Annotated in this window: 18 protein-coding genes and 1 tRNA gene; 5 read left to right on the top strand and 14 right to left on the bottom strand. The window is 46.4% G+C overall.

Annotation, left to right across the window (positions count from 1 at the left end; all coding sequences use genetic code 11):
• Nucleotides 1-3: 3 nt before the first annotated feature.
• From recQ to AOC19_RS02485, 5 genes are all read right to left on the bottom strand, one after another.
• Entirely contained in the window at nucleotides 4-1,839 is a 1,836-nt protein-coding gene (gene recQ, locus AOC19_RS02505) for a DNA helicase RecQ (protein ID WP_215377313.1), read from the bottom strand.
• Between the two features lie 88 nt (nucleotides 1,840-1,927).
• Nucleotides 1,928-2,017 (bottom strand) — tRNA-Ser (locus AOC19_RS02500).
• Between the two features lie 56 nt (nucleotides 2,018-2,073).
• A complete protein-coding gene (gene serS / locus AOC19_RS02495) occupies nucleotides 2,074-3,384 on the bottom strand; it encodes a serine--tRNA ligase (protein ID WP_215377311.1) in 1,311 nt (436 codons plus the stop codon).
• A gap of 31 nt (nucleotides 3,385-3,415) precedes the next feature.
• Nucleotides 3,416-4,150 carry an outer membrane lipoprotein carrier protein LolA gene (locus AOC19_RS02490; RefSeq protein ID WP_215377309.1) on the bottom strand — a complete coding sequence of 245 codons (735 nt, stop codon included), beginning with the start codon at nucleotides 4,148-4,150 and terminating at the stop codon, nucleotides 3,416-3,418.
• On the bottom strand, nucleotides 4,110-6,347 hold the full coding sequence (locus tag AOC19_RS02485) for a DNA translocase FtsK (RefSeq protein ID WP_435367678.1): 2,238 nt from the start codon (nucleotides 6,345-6,347) through the stop codon (nucleotides 4,110-4,112). The genes AOC19_RS02490 and AOC19_RS02485 overlap by 41 nt, the downstream gene beginning before the upstream one ends.
• Nucleotides 6,348-6,461: 114 nt before the next feature.
• Between AOC19_RS02485 and trxB the strand changes: the two genes are divergently transcribed.
• Entirely contained in the window at nucleotides 6,462-7,418 is a 957-nt protein-coding gene (trxB, locus tag AOC19_RS02480; RefSeq protein ID WP_215377306.1) for a thioredoxin-disulfide reductase, read from the top strand.
• 68 nt (nucleotides 7,419-7,486) lie between these two features.
• Here the strand turns inward: trxB and AOC19_RS02475 are convergent, their stop codons facing one another.
• Entirely contained in the window at nucleotides 7,487-7,828 is a 342-nt protein-coding gene (locus tag AOC19_RS02475) for a helix-turn-helix domain-containing protein (protein WP_215377304.1), read from the bottom strand.
• Between the two features lie 212 nt (nucleotides 7,829-8,040).
• Here AOC19_RS02475 and ppa point away from each other — a divergent pair, with 212 nt between their 5' ends.
• From ppa to glnK, 3 genes are read left to right on the top strand one after another with little or no spacing between them, the layout of a single operon-like run.
• Entirely contained in the window at nucleotides 8,041-8,577 is a 537-nt protein-coding gene (gene ppa, locus AOC19_RS02470; RefSeq protein WP_215309606.1) for an inorganic diphosphatase, read from the top strand.
• A 17-nt stretch (nucleotides 8,578-8,594) separates the two neighbouring features.
• Nucleotides 8,595-10,214 (top strand): NAD+ synthase, encoded by a 1,620-nt coding sequence (locus AOC19_RS02465; RefSeq protein WP_215377302.1) that lies wholly within the window; start codon nucleotides 8,595-8,597, stop codon nucleotides 10,212-10,214.
• Between the two features lie 51 nt (nucleotides 10,215-10,265).
• Nucleotides 10,266-10,604: a P-II family nitrogen regulator gene (gene glnK / locus AOC19_RS02460; RefSeq protein WP_215377300.1), complete on the top strand. Its 339-nt coding sequence runs from the start codon at nucleotides 10,266-10,268 to the stop codon at nucleotides 10,602-10,604.
• A 33-nt stretch (nucleotides 10,605-10,637) separates the two neighbouring features.
• Here glnK and AOC19_RS02455 read toward each other — a convergent pair whose 3' ends face one another.
• The gene (locus AOC19_RS02455; protein ID WP_215377298.1) at nucleotides 10,638-11,735 is read right to left on the bottom strand and encodes a helix-turn-helix domain-containing protein; all 1,098 of its coding nucleotides are present in this window, start codon (nucleotides 11,733-11,735) and stop codon (nucleotides 10,638-10,640) included.
• A gap of 80 nt (nucleotides 11,736-11,815) precedes the next feature.
• A complete protein-coding gene (locus tag AOC19_RS02450) occupies nucleotides 11,816-12,442 on the bottom strand; it encodes a response regulator transcription factor (protein WP_215377296.1) in 627 nt (208 codons plus the stop codon).
• A 228-nt stretch (nucleotides 12,443-12,670) separates the two neighbouring features.
• Here AOC19_RS02450 and ilvD point away from each other — a divergent pair, with 228 nt between their 5' ends.
• Complete coding sequence (gene ilvD / locus AOC19_RS02445; protein WP_215377295.1) at nucleotides 12,671-14,362, top strand: dihydroxy-acid dehydratase; 1,692 nt, start codon at nucleotides 12,671-12,673, stop codon at nucleotides 14,360-14,362.
• An 82-nt stretch (nucleotides 14,363-14,444) separates the two neighbouring features.
• Here the strand turns inward: ilvD and AOC19_RS02440 are convergent, their stop codons facing one another.
• The 6 genes from AOC19_RS02440 to AOC19_RS02415 all read right to left on the bottom strand — a co-directional run bounded on the left by AOC19_RS02440 (nucleotide 14,445) and on the right by AOC19_RS02415 (nucleotide 18,599).
• On the bottom strand, nucleotides 14,445-14,933 hold the full coding sequence (locus tag AOC19_RS02440) for a copper chaperone PCu(A)C (RefSeq protein ID WP_215377293.1): 489 nt from the start codon (nucleotides 14,931-14,933) through the stop codon (nucleotides 14,445-14,447).
• A gap of 65 nt (nucleotides 14,934-14,998) precedes the next feature.
• Nucleotides 14,999-15,415 (bottom strand): DsrE family protein, encoded by a 417-nt coding sequence (locus AOC19_RS02435; protein ID WP_215377291.1) that lies wholly within the window; start codon nucleotides 15,413-15,415, stop codon nucleotides 14,999-15,001.
• Nucleotides 15,416-15,511: 96 nt separating this feature from the next.
• Nucleotides 15,512-17,461 carry a TonB-dependent receptor gene (locus AOC19_RS02430; RefSeq protein ID WP_215377289.1) on the bottom strand — a complete coding sequence of 650 codons (1,950 nt, stop codon included), beginning with the start codon at nucleotides 17,459-17,461 and terminating at the stop codon, nucleotides 15,512-15,514.
• Nucleotides 17,462-17,473: 12 nt separating this feature from the next.
• Entirely contained in the window at nucleotides 17,474-17,977 is a 504-nt protein-coding gene (locus tag AOC19_RS02425) for a copper uptake system-associated protein (RefSeq protein ID WP_215377287.1), read from the bottom strand.
• Between the two features lies 1 nt (nucleotide 17,978).
• A complete protein-coding gene (locus tag AOC19_RS02420; protein WP_215377285.1) occupies nucleotides 17,979-18,158 on the bottom strand; it encodes a hypothetical protein in 180 nt (59 codons plus the stop codon).
• Between the two features lie 69 nt (nucleotides 18,159-18,227).
• A complete protein-coding gene (locus AOC19_RS02415) occupies nucleotides 18,228-18,599 on the bottom strand; it encodes a DUF2946 family protein (RefSeq protein WP_215377283.1) in 372 nt (123 codons plus the stop codon).

The raw sequence follows: 18,599 nt of genomic DNA, 5'->3' as shown, positions 1-18,599 counted from the left end.
GGCTTATTGACCTCTAACCTTATCCTGAATAACTTTTATAAAGTATTCGCCATAGCGCTCTAGCTTGGCTTGCCCGACCCCACCAATACGACTGAATTGATCTAGGGTGGTTGGCGTAGATTTCACCATCTCTTGCAGTGTACTGTCATGAAAAATCACATAGGGTGGCACCCCCTGTTCGCGCGCTAGCTCAGTCCGCTTAGTTTTCAGCGCCTCCCATAGACTCTCATCGGCAACATTGCTAAATGGATGTGAAGAAATCTTCCTCGATCGAGACTTTGCGACCTTGCTCTTCGAATAACCCGTTTCTTTGCGCAGCCAAACCTCTTGCTCTCCACGCAGCACTGGCAGGGCAATACTATCCACCAACTTTAAGCCACCATGCAAGGCAATATCAGCATCTAAATAACCACCAGCAACCAATTGACGATAGATGCTATTCCACTGCGCCTGATTGAGTTCTGCACCAATACCAAATGTACTTACTTGCTCATGAAAAAATTGCTTCACTCTAGGGGTTACCTTACCCAAAAGTACGTCAATTAAATGGGTCACACCAAAACGCTGACCGGTACGATAAACACATGACAATGCTTTTTGCACTTCGTGAGTAGCATTCCAAGTAGCTACCGGCTCTAAGCAGTTATCGCAGTTACCGCAACTACCAGCGTGCACTTCTCCGAAGTAGCGCAGGATTGATTGATGGCGGCATGTTGTAGATTCGCAATATCCCAGTAGGGCATTGAGTTTTTGACGCTCTACTCGCTTACGGTCTTCAGAAGCCTCGCCAGAATCCACCATTTGTCGCAAGCTCACCACATCCCCAAATCCGTAGGTCATCCAGGCATTTGCTGGTAAGCCATCGCGCCCTGCCCGTCCGGTTTCTTGGTAATACCCTTCCATGCTTTTAGGCAGGTCTAGATGCGCTACAAAGCGGACGTTAGGCTTATCAATCCCCATACCAAACGCTACGGTTGCGACCATGATGACACCCTCTTCACGCAGGAAGCGTTTTTGATTAGCGCTGCGTGTTTCCACACTTAAACCTGCGTGGTACGGCATTGCATCCCAACCGCGTTCTTGCAGCCATTGAGCCGTCTCTTCTACACTGCGACGTGATAGGCAATAAATAATGCCTGAGTCATCAGCGTGCTCGGCATTTAAGAAGTGCTCTAACTGTTGCTTAGCACTCTGCTTTTGCAGAACTCGGTACTTAATATTAGGACGATCGAAACTAGAGACAAACTGCTCAGCAGATTCCAGCGAAAGGCGCTCTACAATTTCTGCTCGGGTTGGCGCATCTGCAGTAGCGGTTAAGGCAATACGAGGCACCTTAGGAAATCGATCATTTAAAACAGTCAGCTGACGATATTCCGGGCGGAAATCATGCCCCCATTGCGAAACGCAGTGCGCTTCATCAATGGCGAATAGCGCAATTCCGGGACCTGAATTCAGTCGATCGAGTATTGATAGGAAGCTAGAGCTCATCAGACGCTCTGGCGCTACGTAGATCAGGTCAAGATCTCCAGTCAGTAGTTGACTAGTCACCTTTTGAGATGTAACTGCATCCAGACTGGAGTTCAGGAATGAAGCCTTCACGCCCAACTGGGTTAATGCATCAACTTGATCTTGCATCAGCGCAATTAAGGGTGAAACCACCACTCCTACACCAGGTCGAACAAGTGAGGGGATCTGATAGCACAGCGACTTACCGGCACCAGTGGGCATGAGGACTAAAGCATCCCCACCCGCAACGACATGAGCAACAATGGATTCTTGAGCGCCTCGAAATTGATCAAAGCCAAAAATATCCTGAAGTACCTGGCGGCTCGATTGCAACAGTGATGCTCCCTTGGAATAAAAAAACCCCACGTCAAGGCGGGGCTGTATAAATATCTTCTCTGTATTTACAGATACAGAATCTGTCTGGCGGAGAGGGAGGGATTCGAACCCTCGGTAGGTTTGACCCTACGCCTGATTTCGAGTCAGGTACATTCGACCACTCTGCCACCTCTCCGAACCGAAGAGCGATTATAGCTTTCGGGGACTCCCTTGAATTTCCAACTCTTCCAGTTAGAGGGGCTTTAATACCTCTAAGCCACCCAAGTAAGGTCGCAATGCTTTCGGTATAGCGATGCTGCCATCAGCTTGCTGGCAATTTTCTAGCAAAGCCACACCAGTTCTGCCAACAGCTAAGCCAGATCCATTCAAGGTATGTACCAACTCTGGTTTACCTTGCCCAGATTTATATCTAGCTTGCATCCGTCTCGCCTGAAAATCACCCATATTGGAGCAAGAGCTAATCTCACGATAAGCATTTTGTGATGGGATCCACACTTCCAGGTCATAAGTCTTGGTGCTACCAAAACCCATGTCGCCAGTACAGAGTAATACTTTTCGGTAAGGCAACTCAAGAAGCTCCAATACCTTTTCTGCATGCGAAGTTAATTCTTCAAGCAACTGCATTGACTCATCCGGCTTTGCGATTTGTACGAGCTCTACTTTTTCGAACTGATGCTGACGAATCATGCCGCGCACATCACGGCCATAGCTTCCAGCCTCTGACCTAAAGCAGGGGGTATGAGCGGCAAATTTCAAGGGCAACTCTTCAGCGGCTGTAATCGTGTCACGTACTAAATTCGTCACAGGTACTTCTGCTGTCGGAATCAAATAGAAATTTTCAATTTTTGCTTCGCCCGCTCCATCTTCACCACCCATCTGACGAGGAACCTTAAATAGGTCTTCTTCAAACTTAGGCAACTGGCCAGTACCACGCATCGAGGCTGCATTCACCATTAAAGGAACATAGAGCTCTTCGTAACCATGCTCAGTTGTATGCAAGTCAATCATGAATTGCGCTAAGGCACGATGCAATCTGGCAACAGGTCCTTTAAGGACTACAAAGCGTGAACCACTAATCTTTGCAGCAGATTCAAAATCAAGTCCCAATGGTGCGCCTAAGTCGACATGATCCTTTACAGGAAATGCAAACTCGGGGATCGCGCCCCAACGCTTGACTTCTTTGTTTTCAGTCTCATCTTTACCTACTGGAACCGCTTCGTCCGGCAAGTTCGGAATACCCATTAAGAAGTCAGAGATCTCCGCTTGTAAGATGGCTAAGCGCGCAGCACCGGATTCCATATCCACGTTAATCTGCGTTGCTTCCGCCATCTCAGCGGCAGCATCTTCGCCCTTACCTTTTTTCATACCAATGGCTTTAGCGAGTTGATTGCGCTTAGCTTGTAATTCCTCAGTACGGGTTTGCAAAGATTTACGCTCAGACTCTAAGGTGTTGAACTTCTCAACATCAAGTTGAAATTTACGAGTAGCTAATCGGGCAGCAACAGCTGCGATATCTTTGCGGAGTAATTGCGGATCAATCATGTGATGCTCTATTGGTTAATGGGTATGTGCGTTAGTTTAAGCGCAAGACTTCTGCGCCGGCAGGTGGCACAAAGGTAAAGCGATTGGCGGGTAGATTGACGTTCAACTGGATCTTGTCTAAGGTAACTAGCACCACGCTACCTAAACCATCTATGAGCTCAAGTGCCTTAGGTAGGCCATTAGCCATTCCGACCGAAATCTTGGTATATGGCAAGTCGTTACCATTTTTTGCATTTGGGATTTTCTTGGGCACTAGAGCAACCCATTTCATACCAAGGCGATCTTCACCTTCAAGCAAATCAAAATGCTGATCTAAGGAAGTCTCACCAAATAAGATGGCCGCAGGAGTGCTTGCTAAAGCTTGGCCAGCAGGCCTAAACGTAGCTTGATTTAAATCCTTATCCCACATGATGAGTTGCTTGCCATCGGCGATCAGTTTTTGCTCGTATGGTTTTTGGGTATCCCAAATAAATCTGCCTGGACGCTGAAATACAAAACGGCCTTGAGTTTGGCGAACCACTTTTAAACCTTTATCTTGTGGCTCATTTGCTTTGGGTGCACGCAACTGCTGCTGTACAAATTCACCCTCAGCAGTTTTGGAGTTGCGCACAAACTGACGCAACTGCTCAGCCCCACTCTCACTCTGCGCAAACACCAAGCTTGAGGATAAAAGAACAGTGAGTCCTAAAGCTACTGCCGAGAAAATTCTGCGCAAGGGAGCCGCCTTATTCTGAAGGACGATGGAGGATTTCGCGATTACCGCCATTACCCATCTTTGAAACCAAACCTGCTTTTTCCATATCTTCGAGTAGGCGTGCTGCACGGTTATAACCAATCCGCAAGTGACGCTGTACTAAAGAAATGGATGGACGCTTGTTTTCTAGAACGATAGCTACTGCTTGGTCGTATAAAGGATCAGCTTCGCCACCACCTTCACCAGTCAATGCATCCATCGTAGATTCGTCAGCGCCTTCCAGAACGCCATCAATGTAATTGGCCTCGCCCTTCTCTTTGAGCCACTCCACCACACGATGAACTTCATCATCAGAAACAAAGGCGCCGTGAACACGAACTGGTAACCCAGTACCTGGGGCCATGTACAACATGTCACCCATACCAAGCAATGCTTCAGCACCCTGCTGATCTAGGATGGTGCGGCTATCGATCTTGCTGCTCACCTGGAAGGAAATACGGGTTGGGACGTTTGCCTTAATTAGGCCCGTAATGACATCCACGCTTGGGCGCTGAGTTGCCAATACCAAATGAATACCAGCAGCACGCGCTTTTTGCGCAATACGTGCAATTAACTCTTCAATCTTCTTGCCAGAGACCATCATTAAGTCAGCCAACTCATCGATCACGATCACGATCACTGGCGCCTTATAAATTGGCTCTGGATCTTCTGGAGTCAGACTGAATGGATTGGTGAGCTTCTCACCTTTTTCTTCCGCTTCTAAAATCTTTTTGTTAAAGCCAGCCAGGTTTCGTACACCAAACTTACTCATCAGTTTGTAGCGACGCTCCATCTCGTTTACAGCCCAATTGAGCGCGTTATACGCCTGTTTCATATCAGTCACAACTGGGCACAAGAGATGCGGAATCTTGTCATACATGGCCATCTCGAGCATCTTCGGATCAATCATGATCAGACGCACTTCATCAGGCTTCGCCTTGAAGAGAATAGATAAAATCATGGCATTGATACCAACAGACTTACCAGCGCCGGTAGTACCAGCAACCAAGCAGTGCGGCATCTTCGCCAAGTCAGCAACAATCGGGCTACCAGAAATATCTTTACCCAAGGACAGAGTTAAGTTGGAGTTACTGTCGTTGTACACCTGCGAACTCAAAATCTCTGAGAGATAAACCGATTGGCGTGTTGGGTTTGGCAATTCCAAAGCCATACAAGTCTTACCTGGAATGGTTTCAACCACACGCATGCTCACTACACCTAAGGAGCGCGCCAAATCACGTGAGAGATTGACAATCTGACTACCCTTCACACCAACAGCAGGATCGATTTCATAACGAGTGACCACTGGGCCTGGGTAGGCTGCAATGACTTTCACTTCCACATTGAACTCGGCTAACTTGCGCTCAATCAAGCGAGAAGTAAATTCCAATACATCAGCTGAAATAGTTTCTTTCACCTCTGGTACTGGATCAAGCAAAGCCAAAGGCGGTAATTCTGAATCGGGGATATCCACAAACAGCGGTTGCTGTTTCTCGCGCTCCACTCGAGCGCTTTTCGGAATCTCTACTGGAGCTCGCACAATCTGTACCGGCTTAGCAATTTCAACGCGCCCACGAAATTCTTCAACAAACTCTTCCCGCTCTTCAGCGGCTACTTCGCCTAATTTGCGATCCTCTTCACTATCGCGACGCTCACGCAAACGGTTATAGGCAAGCTCAAGGGATCGACCTACTTTTTCAGCAACATCTAACCAAGAAAAATGAAGGAACAAAGATAAGCCAGCGCAAAGGGTAAATAACAAAACCAGGGTTGAACCCGTAAAACCCAGGGTCATTTGCAAGGGATCGCCGATCAGTTCACCCACAATGCCTCCAGGAGGCCTAGGAAGCTCCCAGGTCAACGAATGTAAGCGAATAGACTCAAGACCCATACTGCTCAATAAAGTCAGTCCAAAGCCCAGCCAACGCATTAATAAGGAATCAGGCTTGGCGTCTGGGTCTGGTGGCAAAGGGATACTCCAAAGCTCGCGCCAGCCGCTCAGAACACGGCGACCAAAGAGCACAACCCACCAAAAAGCAGAGATACCGAAGATATAGAGCAATAAATCGGCTAAATAGGCCCCAAAACGGCCCCCTAGGTTCTTGGGAACCTCAAAACTGGCATGAGACCAGGCCGGATCTGCCTTGGAATAAGTGACCAAAATGGCCAATAAACCCAAACAAAGGCCACAGGAGATAAACCAACGAGCCTCTAGAAGGAGACGGGGCATCCTACCCTGCCCTTGATTCTCAGGGGGCTGGGGGCTTAAAGGGGTTTTGGACTTTGGGTATGCGGTTCTTGCCATGTTCTACCGATTGTAATCAAGCAATCCTATAATTTGGAGATGACTACAAATACCCCAAAACACTCCAAAGTCCTAATCCTCGGTTCAGGCCCTGCCGGCTACACAGCTGCGGTTTACGCAGCCCGCGCTAATTTGAACCCAACCCTGATCACTGGCCTCGCACAGGGCGGTCAATTAATGACCACCACTGATGTGGAGAACTGGCCAGCCGATCCAGATGGCGTTCAAGGGCCAGAGCTCATGGATCGCTTTTTGAAGCACGCGGAGCGCTTTAATACCAACATCATCTTTGATCACATTCACACTGCCGCCCTGACTGAAAAGCCTATTCGCCTGGTTGGTGACTCTGGTACTTATACCTGCGATGCATTAATTATTTCAACGGGTGCATCTGCTCAATATATTGGCCTTCCAAGTGAGGAGGCATTTATGGGCCGCGGTGTTTCTGGATGCGCAACCTGCGATGGCTTCTTCTATCGCAATCAAGATGTTTGCGTAGTGGGTGGTGGTAACACTGCTGTTGAAGAAGCGCTCTATCTAACAGGCATTGCTAAAAAAGTTACCGTGATTCATCGCCGCGATAAATTCCGCGCAGAACCAATCCTCAATGATCGCCTCATGGCCAAAGTTGCGGAGGGCAAAGTGGAGCTCAAATTGAACTCGACTCTTGATGAAGTCTTGGGTGATGAAAAGGGTGTCACTGGTGTACGCATTAAGAAAGCGGACGGCAGTACAGAAGATATTGCTGTGACCGGCGCCTTTATTGCGATTGGCCACAAACCGAATACCGATTTATTTGTTGGTCAGCTGGATATGAATAACGGCTACATCAAAACTCACTCGGGCTTGGAAGGCAATGCCACCGCTACCAACATCCCTGGCGTATTTGCGGCAGGTGATGTGCAAGACCATATTTATCGTCAAGCGATTACCAGTGCAGGCACGGGCTGTATGGCTGCATTAGATGCACAGCGCTATTTGGAGACTTTGGCTTAATAGAAGCAATCAAAGCATCAAATAAAAATGCCTAGCATTGCTAGGCATTTTTATTTCTAAGGAATCAATCAAACACTGAGAGCAAGCAATGCAATCTCAGGCGCTCTGTCCAAAATCTTCAATAAAGCTTTAGCCGCACCAGTGGGGCTACGTTTACCCTGCTCCCAGTTTCGAATGGTCTCCAGGGAAACTTCGATGCGCTTAGAAAATTCTTGCTGGGATAAACCAATTCTCTCGCGTACGCCTTTTGCATATTTAGCAGCATCTAACATCGCATCTGCATCATCTTGCTGTTGATGCAATTTAATTAAACGCTCTGATGTCGCATCAAGTAATTTTTTATCGACGAATCCTTTAGGGAAGCTACTGGGATCATTTAGATCCACTCTAACTCGAACGATTTTCTTCATGGCAATTCCTTTTGACTAATAGTAGGCCATTGGCCTACTATTAGTCAAGAAGCCTAGGGCTCATATCTATAGGCCTGACTGCAGAAAGCCTTAAAATGGTGTCCATAAAGCATTCATGGCTTTAATTGCAGGAAATAGATTCGATCTTCAACAGCAAGGGTCCGCCTCTTTGCTAAGATCGAAGCGCACATTAATCACTAACCGGAGTATTTATGAGTTACGACAAGGTCAGCCCAGGTAAGAAAATCCCAGAATCATTCAACGTCATTATTGAGATCCCAATGAACGCGGATCCAGTGAAGTATGAAGTAGATAAAGAAACTGGCTGCCTATTCGTAGATCGCTTCATGGGCACAGCAATGCACTACCCATGCAACTACGGCTACATCCCAAAAACGATTGCTGGTGACGGTGATCCGGTAGACGTTCTTGTCATTACTCCATTTGCATTGGTACCAGGCTCAGTAGTGAGCTGCCGCGCTATCGGTATGTTGGAAATGGAAGATGAAGGCGGACAAGATGCCAAGTTATTGGCTGTTCCAGAAGACAAAATTTTGCCAATCTACAAGCATTTGCAAAAACCTGAAGATGTAAACGAATTACTCCTTGCCCAAATTCAACACTTCTTCGAGCACTACAAAGATCTCGAAAAAGGTAAGTGGGTCAAAGTTAAAGGTTGGACTGGTGTTGCTGGTGCCCATAAAGAAATTTTGGACGGCATCGAAGGCTACGCTAAGTCACAGAAGTAATTTCGTAGTCATTGGGAGTGAGCTCGCAAAAAATCGCCCTAGCGCAAATCAACCCTCTTTTGGGTGATTTGCCTGGTAATGCGCAGCTCATCTCTCAAGCCGCCGCAGATGCTTACGCGCAAGGCGCTACTATCGTTTTAACACCAGAGCTTTCGCTCACTGGTTACCCTCCAGAAGATTTACTCTTAAGACCAGCCTTTATTGAGGCCGCAGATCGTGAGCTCAGTTGTTTAATACTAGAGCTCCAGAAATTTCCAGGACTGACTGTAATCATTGGTCACCCTAAAAAGACTGCTGCTGGTTTACAAAACTATGCCTCCGTCATTCGTGATGGCAAAGTGATTGCAGGCTATGCCAAGCAAGAATTACCGAATCATGAAGTGTTTGATGAGGTCCGTTACTTCACACCAGGCAAGGAAGCCTGTGTCTTTGAAAATGCTGGCATTCAGTACGGCCTCATTCTTTGTGAAGATGCCTGGCATGATAGTCCTGCTAAGCAGGCCCATGCCGCCGGTGCACAAGTGCTACTGGTTCTCAATGCCTCACCCTATCACCTCCAAAAAGAATCTTTACGTATTGAAGTATTGCGCCAGCAGATCGCTGTAAGCAAGATGCCGCTGGTGTATGTCAATGCAGTAGGCGGTCAAGATGAATTGGTTTTTGATGGTGGATCATTTGCTTTGAACAGCGCAGGCAAAGTAATCATGACGATGCCGCAGTTTGAAACCGCTCTTGGCTATGTAGTCGTTAATGCATCAGCCGATCTAGAACCGGGAAGTCTGGTGGCTCCCTCCAGCGTAGAAGCCCAGGCCTACCAAGCTCTTGTTTTGGGTGTGCGTGACTATGTTCAGAAGAATCGTTTTCCAGGGGTCATCATTGGCCTCTCGGGCGGTGTGGATTCCGCATTGGTACTGGCGATTGCAGTGGATGCTTTAGGTGCGGATAAGGTACGCACCGTCATGATGGCGTCACGCTATACCGCTGATATCTCTTGGATTGATGCTCGAGAAATGGCTCAGAATCTAGGCGTTCAATACGATGAGATTCCGATCAGCGAACCTGTTGATGCTTTAGAGCATGCCTTAGCAGAGCAATTCAAAGGCTTAAAACTGGATGCTACTGAAGAGAATATTCAGGCACGGGTGCGAGGCACTCTCCTCATGGCGCTCTCCAACAAAACTGGTCGCCTCGTTTTAACAACCGGTAATAAGAGTGAGATGGCTGTCGGCTACTGCACTCTCTACGGAGATATGGCTGGCGGTTTTGCCGTCATTAAAGATATTGCTAAGACCTTGGTCTATCGCTTATGTGCCTATCGCAATAGTATTGCCCCGATTATTCCGGAGCGGATTTTGACTCGCGCCCCTTCTGCAGAATTGCGCCCTGACCAGACCGATCAAGACAGCTTGCCATCGTATGAAGTATTGGACGGCATCGTAGAGCGCTATATGGAGCAAAACCAATCCATCGCCCAAATTATTGCTGCCGGTTTTGATCCCGACAGTGTAGAAAAAGTAACCCGCCTGATTAAGCTCAATGAGTACAAACGTCGCCAAGCACCTCCAGGCGTTCGCGTGACTACTCGAGCCTTTGGGCGTGACTGGCGCTACCCCATTACCTCCCAATTTAGGGCGTAACCGGGCATTCGTTTTCAGTTCTAGGTATGATTACTGTATTAAGGGGAATATATGAAGCTAATCACATCCATTATTAAGCCGTTCAAACTTGACGAAGTTCGTGAAGCCTTAGCTGAAGTAGGTGTTACCGGACTGACCGTTACTGAAGTCAAAGGCTTTGGCCGCCAAAAAGGTCATACCGAACTCTATCGTGGCGCCGAGTATGTTGTCGACTTTTTACCCAAAGTAAAAGTGGAAGTAGTTGTGGCTGATGACCGTGTAGATTCAGCGATCGAAGCAATTACAAAAGCGGCACGCACAGGCAAGATTGGTGACGGCAAGATTTTTGTTAGCCCGATTGAACAAGCTATTCGGATTCGCACTGGCGAAACTGACGACTCAGCGGTTTAAGTACCAGCATTCATGCGCTAACTCTCTCGAGGGTTAGCGCTGCTGAGAATCTGTCCGGTCTACGGATGGAGCCACCACTTCAGCAGCATCCAATATCAAGGTTTTGTGATTCAGATTTGTCAGGCGAACTTTTGCGCCCTGAAAAAATACGTCTACCTGAGCGAGGCCACCAGTTAACACCTTAAATGGTGGCTTACCGTAAAAGGATGCGCCGACCCCAGGTTCAACCATCTTATTTTGCAACTTACCAGAAGCATCACTCACGCAAACAACCTGCTTTGACTTCACCTGTACATAGACCATGTCAGCTGCTTTGCGGGGTGCATCCGGTTTGTAACTAATAATGCCTTCCTCAGCAGGACAGGCTGTTGAGGCTTCAGCACTAGTGGCAGGAGCAGCGACTACTGGGGCAACTGCTGCCTGAGGAGTGACTGGTACAGGCTCAGCTGGAGTTGCCGCAGGAGTCGGCTCAATAATTTCTTCTTTTACAACAATGATTTCTTCTGGCTTGTCTGCAAAAAAGAGAGTACGCAAATTAATGACTGCGAACACCAGTGCGGCTAAAACACTTAATAAAAGAATGAGCTTCTTTGAAGAGGCAGGTTTTGAGCTTGGCGAAGTGGCAGAGAATGGGATTTCTTTTGAGATGACTTTTACAGGCTCTACTTTTGTAGATTCTATTTTTATAGCTGGCTCGTTTTTTTCTTCTTCAGCCACTAATTCTGGAGTCTGAGTCTCCTCCACTACTTCTTTAATTACTTCAGATTCTTTTTTTGCTCCCACTTTTTTAGGGGCAACTTTTCTAGCAGTCTCTTTAATTGAGGTATCAGCTAATTTAATCTCTGCAATAGGTAGCTGCTCTGGAGCTGCATTCGATTTTTCGGGAGCGCTCGAACCAAAATCAAATGCATCTTCATCGCTTAAGTTGAGTAGCTTTGCTACTTTTTTAGCGGCAGTAAATTTGTTTTGGGCTCCATAGAAAAAACTGGACTCGCCATTTTCAATTTGAGATATTTGATGGTGTGAAAGACAAGCCATACCGCCGAGTTCTTTAGTGCTTAAGCTCAGTTTTTCGCGGGCTTTAACAAAAGCTTCTTTGCGAATCTCAGGGAGTTTGGAATTGGAGTTCACAAAAGTGCTTTAAGTGTTTTATCTATCAAAGTGATGCCCATCATAGTGCCTTCACAACATCAGGGAAATTAGCCCTGAAGCTAATTATTTTGCGTATTTTCAAGATCAGATTCAAGGTACTTTGCAACTAATAATTGAACCGATTCCACATTCATCTTATCCATTACTCTAGCCTTGTGGACCTTGATAGTGGCATCAGTAGTCCCCAGTTTGACGGCAATATCTTTATTAAGCAATCCCTTGACCAGCCAAAAGCAAACTTCCTTCTCTCTGGGTGTCAGGGTCGCATAATCCCTCTTGGTTTCCACCTCTTTAGAGACTCGTTTGAGCTGACGTCTATCAAACTCGACAGCATCGGCAACAGCCTTCAATAAATCCTCCAAATTGAAGGGTTTAAAGAGGAAATCAACGGCGCCGCGCTTCAGGCTCTTGACGATTTGATGGGGGTGACTTTGGCCGCTCACAAACACAATTGGGGTTTTACGGCCCAACTGGACTAATTTTTCCTGTAAATCCAGCCCCGTCATATCGGGCATCTGCATATCCAGCAAGATAACTGCAGGTGCCACAGGAAGCGAATGCTCTAAAAATGTCATCGCAGAAGAGAAATCTTCCACCATATAACCCACATCTTTTAGCATTCGGCTTAAAGATGTACGCATTGACTCATCGTCGTCAATTAGGTAGATGTGGCCAACTTTAGTCATTGAATTTAAAAGAAAAAGTGATAGATAGGACAATGTACTGCAGCTTTTTTAGGAAGGATATTAGCTGTCAAGCTAATAATGAGGCTCAAGCAGCAAATACAATAGAGAAATTGCTTGTTGCAGTGCACGACAGAAACGCTAGGAGATCTTCATAAACCCCTGCGTTCGCCCTTGTATCACGGCACAATAGAGCTTTTCGACAAATTCTTTTCTGGAGTCAATATCAGCATGAAACGCCTTAATGAACGCTCGCGTAATGTTACTGAAGGGGTTGCCCGCGCACCCAATCGCTCAATGTACTACGCGATGGGCTATGAAGAGAAGGATTTTGTTAAGCCAATGGTAGGTGTGGCCAACGGCCATTCAACCATTACCCCCTGCAATAGCGGCTTACAAAAACTGGCAGATGCAGCAGTAACCGCTCTTGAAGAGGCTGGTGCAAAAGCGCAAATGTTTGGCACCCCAACCGTCTCTGATGGTATTGGCATGGGTACTGAGGGTATGAAGTATTCCCTCGTCTCTCGTGAAGTCATTGCAGATAGCATCGAAGTGTGTGTGAATGGTTTATGGCAGGACGGTGTTTTAGTGATTGGTGGTTGCGACAAAAACATGCCGGGCGGCATGATGGCGATTGCCCGCACCAACGTACCCGCAATTTACGTCTATGGCGGAACCATTAAGCCAGGTCATTTCAAAGGCAAAGAACTGAATATTGTTTCTGCATTTGAAGCTGTTGGTGAATTTACTTCTGGCCGCCTGAGCGAAGAAGATCTCAAAGGTGTTGAGCAAAATGCTTGTCCAGGCAGCGGTTCTTGCGGTGGCATGTATACCGCTAATACTATGAGCTCCTCATTTGAAGCCTTGGGTATGAGCTTGCCTTACTCATCGACGATGGCCAACGTCGATGCCGAGAAAGTCACTAGCGCCCATGAATCAGCCATTGTGTTGGTAGAGGCAATTAAAAACAATTTGCGTCCACGCGACATCATCACCAAGAAATCTATTGAGAACGCAGTGAGCGTCATCATGGCAGTTGGTGGCTCTACTAATGCTGTTTTGCATTTCCTGGCAATCACCAGTGCTGCTGAAATCGATTGGACTATTGATGACTTTGAACGTATCCGTAAACGCGTTCCCGTCATTGTGGATATGAAACCATCAGGCCAATACTTGGCAACCGATCTGCACCAAGCTGGCGGCATTCCACAGGTGATGAAGATCTTGCTAGATGGCGGCCTCTTGCACGGTGATTGCATGACGATCACTGGCAAAACCATTGCTGAGACATTGAAAGATGTTCCATCAGTACCGCGTGCTGATCAAAAAGTGATTCGCACTTTAGATAATCCTCTGTACAAACAAGGTCACTTAGCTATCTTGAAGGGCAATATCTCCCCTGAGGGTTGCGTTGCCAAAATTACTGGTCTCAAGAACCCATCGATTACCGGCCCAGCGCGCGTCTTTGACTCTGAGGATGACGCAATGGCAGCCATCATGGCGCAAAAGATTAAAGATGGTGACGTTGTAGTCATTCGCTACGAAGGTCCTAAAGGCGGCCCTGGCATGCGCGAGATGCTTGCCCCTACCTCTGCCCTCGTTGGTCAAGGTTTAGGTGAGACGGTGGGTCTCATCACTGATGGCCGCTTCTCTGGTGGTACTTGGGGCATGGTGGTTGGTCACGTTGCCCCTGAGGCTTATGTTGGTGGCACTATCGCCCTCATTCAAGAAGGTGACTCTGTCACGATCGATGCCCATAAACTCCTCATCCAACTCAATGTGAGTGATGAAGAAATTGCCAAGCGTCGTGCCGCCTGGGTGCAACCGAAGCCACGCTACACCCGCGGCTTGCTGGCGAAATATGCCAGCTTAGCAAGTACTGCAAGTAAGGGTGCGGTGACTGATCTAGATTTGAAGATCTAAGTTAACTAAGCCAAATAAAAAGCCCCTAAGTAAAACTAGGGGCTTTTTTAATACCTCAGCTTAATACGATTAAAGCATGTGCTTAGTGCTTCATTGCTCCGCCATGGCCACCACCAGGATTGCCCATTGCATTCACAGGCATCTTCACTTCCACTTCACCCGCTTTAGCAAACTTGAGTTTGACTGGAACAGTTTCACCAGCAGCTAAAGGCGCTTTGATGTTCATAAACATCAAGTGCAAACCACCTGGCTTTAATTCCACTGCACCACCTGCTGGCACTGGAATATCTTTCACTTGGCGCATTTTCATGACATTACCTTCCATGGCCATCTCATGCAATTGGACCTCGCCAGCTACTGGAGAGCTAGCTGATACCAATAAATCTACGCCGCCTTTGTTTTCAATCTTCATAAAGCCACCGGCCACTTGCTGACCAGGAACAGTTGCACGAGTGTAGGCATTCTCAATTTGCAGTGGGCCTACTTTAGCGTTTTGAGCCTGAGCCATTCCAGCAAGACCAAAACCAACCACAGCAAGCAATAATGCATTTAATAATGTATTGCGTTTCATTTGTAAATCTCCCTAGTTAATCTTTAATACCCATCATCGATGATGGCTTATATGCCTTTACTCTACTACCAACTCATTGTCTTGGTGCCATCTTTAAATAAAGCATCGCCAGTAATCTTTGGTCCACCCAGTTTGACACCAGCGATCAAATCAGCCTCTGTAAAACCAGCCTGCTTTAGGCACATGGGGCACATGATGACTAAGGCCCCACTAGAGATTACCTCAGATAAAGCCTGCTGCTGATCGGAAAACTTAGTAGCTCCAGCCTTTACACCCATCATCACAGCCTTATCATTCAAAAAAATAGTTAATGGATGACCGCTAGAAAAATGGTGTTTGCCAAAATTAATAGCCATTGAGGCACGACCTGGCTCGTCAGTTGAAAGGTTGATAAACAGCGGATCATTGGCAGCAGCAAAGGCTGATAAAGACAATGCCGCTAGAGTGGTAATAACTACAGCCTTCAGTGACTTCAAAAACATAGTGATACTCCTTTTGTGAATGCAACAAATAATTCCTAAAGTAAATTCAGTATTGAATGAGATCTAATTCAACTCCATACGGCAAGCGTCAAAAAATTAGTTGAAGCTCGCTGACAAACCAACGGATCCCCAAGTTCCTGGCATTGGGTAACCTTGGCGATAGCTGTACTGTTGATTAAAGATGTTTTCAACCATCACAAAGACCTCACCCTTCCTACCTAACTCTGGAACTGGATAGGACACACGAGCATTAGCTACCGTCGAGCCGTTTACTAAAGTAGTATTGGTTGATCCGGTATTACGGCTTAAAGTCTGTGAATAAAAGGATGTTTGATACTGAGCATCAACAGATAGCCTGAACTTTCCAAGGTACCCAGTAATGGCAGCATTAAATGCATTTTGAGGCACATAAGGTAAATTTTCAGCACTATTGTTATTTAAATAGGTCCACCCGCCAAATACCGTCAATTCTGGAATGAATTCTCTTTGGGCGGAAAGTTCAACGCCCTGCATAGTGTATTGACCATAAGTACTCCATGCTGCATTCGGTGGGGCGAATGGAACGTTCGTGAATGTAAAGACAGATCGATTCTTAATCGTGTCTTGGAAAAGGCTTGTATCAATTCTAGTTTTTTTATCTATAAAGAATTTTCCACCCACCTCCATGTGACTCATTTCTTCAGCGGATAAATTCTTCCACGACTGATTAGCCCAATTCACAGGAATGGAAGCTTGCAAAGCTGGTCCCTCCATCCCAGGATAGTTAATACCCTGCGAGGCGTTAAAGAAAATGGTTGCGACGTCAGAAACTAGAGAGATACCACCGTAAGGAGCAGTCTTTGATGCATATTGATTATTCTGATAATTGCGTACACCAGCAGATGGAACCAGAGACCACTTGCTATTTAACATAAGGCTATGACTGATTCCAATATAAGGGGATGTTAATTTATAGGTTGGTAGGGTCGTCTTTGCAGTTACGTTTGAAAGCGCACCATTAAAGGCTGGAGTACTTGTTACGCTTCCGCTTGAAGAGTCATAATCAAGGCCAAGCAAAACATTTCCGCCTTGCCAAGGGGTGATTGACTCTTTCCAGCGGATACCTTGCATGGTGAAATTGTTATAACTGTTTCCCCACCCTCCAGATATCAAATCATTATTCAAATTTCCATTACCAGTATTTGAATAAATGCGAAACTCACCTTCTACCGAATCATAATTATGCCTTGCAAAAGCCGTCACCATTTGCGCATTACTATCGTATGTTGGGGCTATGGCTGGGGATGGCAGGGTGTTATTGCCAGGATCTTTAGCGGTATTGTTAAGCGCCATTCCGCTGATACCGACCTTCCAATTTTGATCAATCTTAAATCCAGCAGAACCCATAATGTTAGCTAACTGCCCGCTACCATTTGCTCTTGCGCCATTGGATTTAGAAAATCCTTGTGCTAGTGAAAAATCAACATCATTACTGCGACCGGCTAGATCTACCTGCTCAATCACGGTGTTATAAGAACCATAGGAAACTCGTGCATTACCGGATACACCGTTGTTAGGTCCGGCAGTCTTGGTATTTAAATTAATGGAGGCAAAGTTATTTCCATTAATTTGAGGCTGAGGACTCTTGTAGATTGTGATGTCCCTCATCCCGTTAACTGGAAGTAAATCCAATAATGCATGCCCCCAAACAGGCATATACATTGGAACATTATCAATATATGTCTTAATCTCACTTCCTGGGCGACTGAGGCCCATTCCGCGAATAAAAATAGAGCCGCCCTGATCGCCACCGAACGAACCAACAGGGTTGTAACGAGTAATTTGGGTTCCCGGCGTATTGCGCAAAGCTGAAGATAAATCTGCAGCATGTAAATCACGAATCGTTTCGTCGGTAATCACAGCAGAGGTACTCGAAAATCGGTCGATCTCAATCTCTGCTACATCCGGCTTAGCTGTAACGATGACATTCGGCAAGCTTTGTGCATACACATTGCCAGCCACGATGAGTGAAGCGGCAATCGCTAATTTAGTTTTATATAAATTCATTTTTATCTCGAATTAATGTTTTGAATCAGATCCATGCTGCATGCCGTGACGCATAGTCACAACACCATCAAATGAATCCAGTTGTTTAATTTTTTGTGGGGATAGCGTAGCTTCTGCAGTCTTAAGTTTTGCCGTGATGTTGTTAGCAATCTCTTTAGAAATGCCTGCCGATGCAATAGCGCTAGGATCTTTAAATCCAGCGCCACCGCATGCAATGATTTCCCAATCAGCATGCTTTCTTCTGAGAAGTGCACGACCACCTTTTTGACCTTGAGTCCAATCTGCAATTGCAACTTTGCCCTCAATAACGATTGGGGTGATTTGTACTTTCAGATTGGGCTGATCAAAGGTCTTTGAAATCAGCGCCTTGATTCTGCCTTGAGACTCCGCCTCAGTCTGAGAATGTGCAAATGCATATCCTGTATAAAGAAATGCTGAAATAACCAAACCCGTTAACAGGCTGTTTACACTCAACGGATGCTTGAAGAACGAGCTCACTTTATTTATCTCACCCATGCTACTTCTGGCCGGCTGAAATGGGTGTTAGTACAAACTCAGCACTGCTCAAAGGAGCATGGGTATTGATTGAGTTTGTAAGAATGAGATAGCTGGCATATAGGAGCCAAATGGCTGTACCCATAGTAATGCCAATACAAATTCGCTTTAGGCGAAATAAAACTTTTTCAGATAAAAACATGTACTGCTCCAGACAAGATCACGGCAACATAGTTGCCAACTGCATAGCTTTGCTATGCCCTAAACGGATTTAGGCTTGTGTAGGAGGTGCAGCTGAGGGAGGTGTTACCCAAACAGCGAGTGGCTTGGGTGATTGATAGAAAAGCTGGGGCAGCAAAGCAAGTGTTTGCGGCGCTTGAAAAGTGAGGTTGGTATTGAATGCTGGGGTAATGGCCGTATGAGCAATGCAATACGGGCAAGGCTGTACTTCTGCAAGGTCTGCTTGATCTTCGCTCTGGATATTGATCTGAGCTTTAGAGCCATCAGCAGAACAGATTTCCATTGCAAAACCTTGGCCATGCTTCGCTAGCGAGACTGCTTGAGAAACTGCTGGCGCAAGTGCGCTCATTGCAATTGCTAAAGCAGCAATCCAGTGAATGAGGCGGTTTTTGCGGAAATTCAT

Source organism: Polynucleobacter asymbioticus (genome assembly GCF_018687575.1).
In the GTDB taxonomy this organism is placed as follows: domain Bacteria; phylum Pseudomonadota; class Gammaproteobacteria; order Burkholderiales; family Burkholderiaceae; genus Polynucleobacter; species Polynucleobacter asymbioticus_C.
The sequence above is the reverse complement of the archived record's forward strand: the minus strand, read 5'-3'. Positions and strand labels throughout refer to the sequence as shown.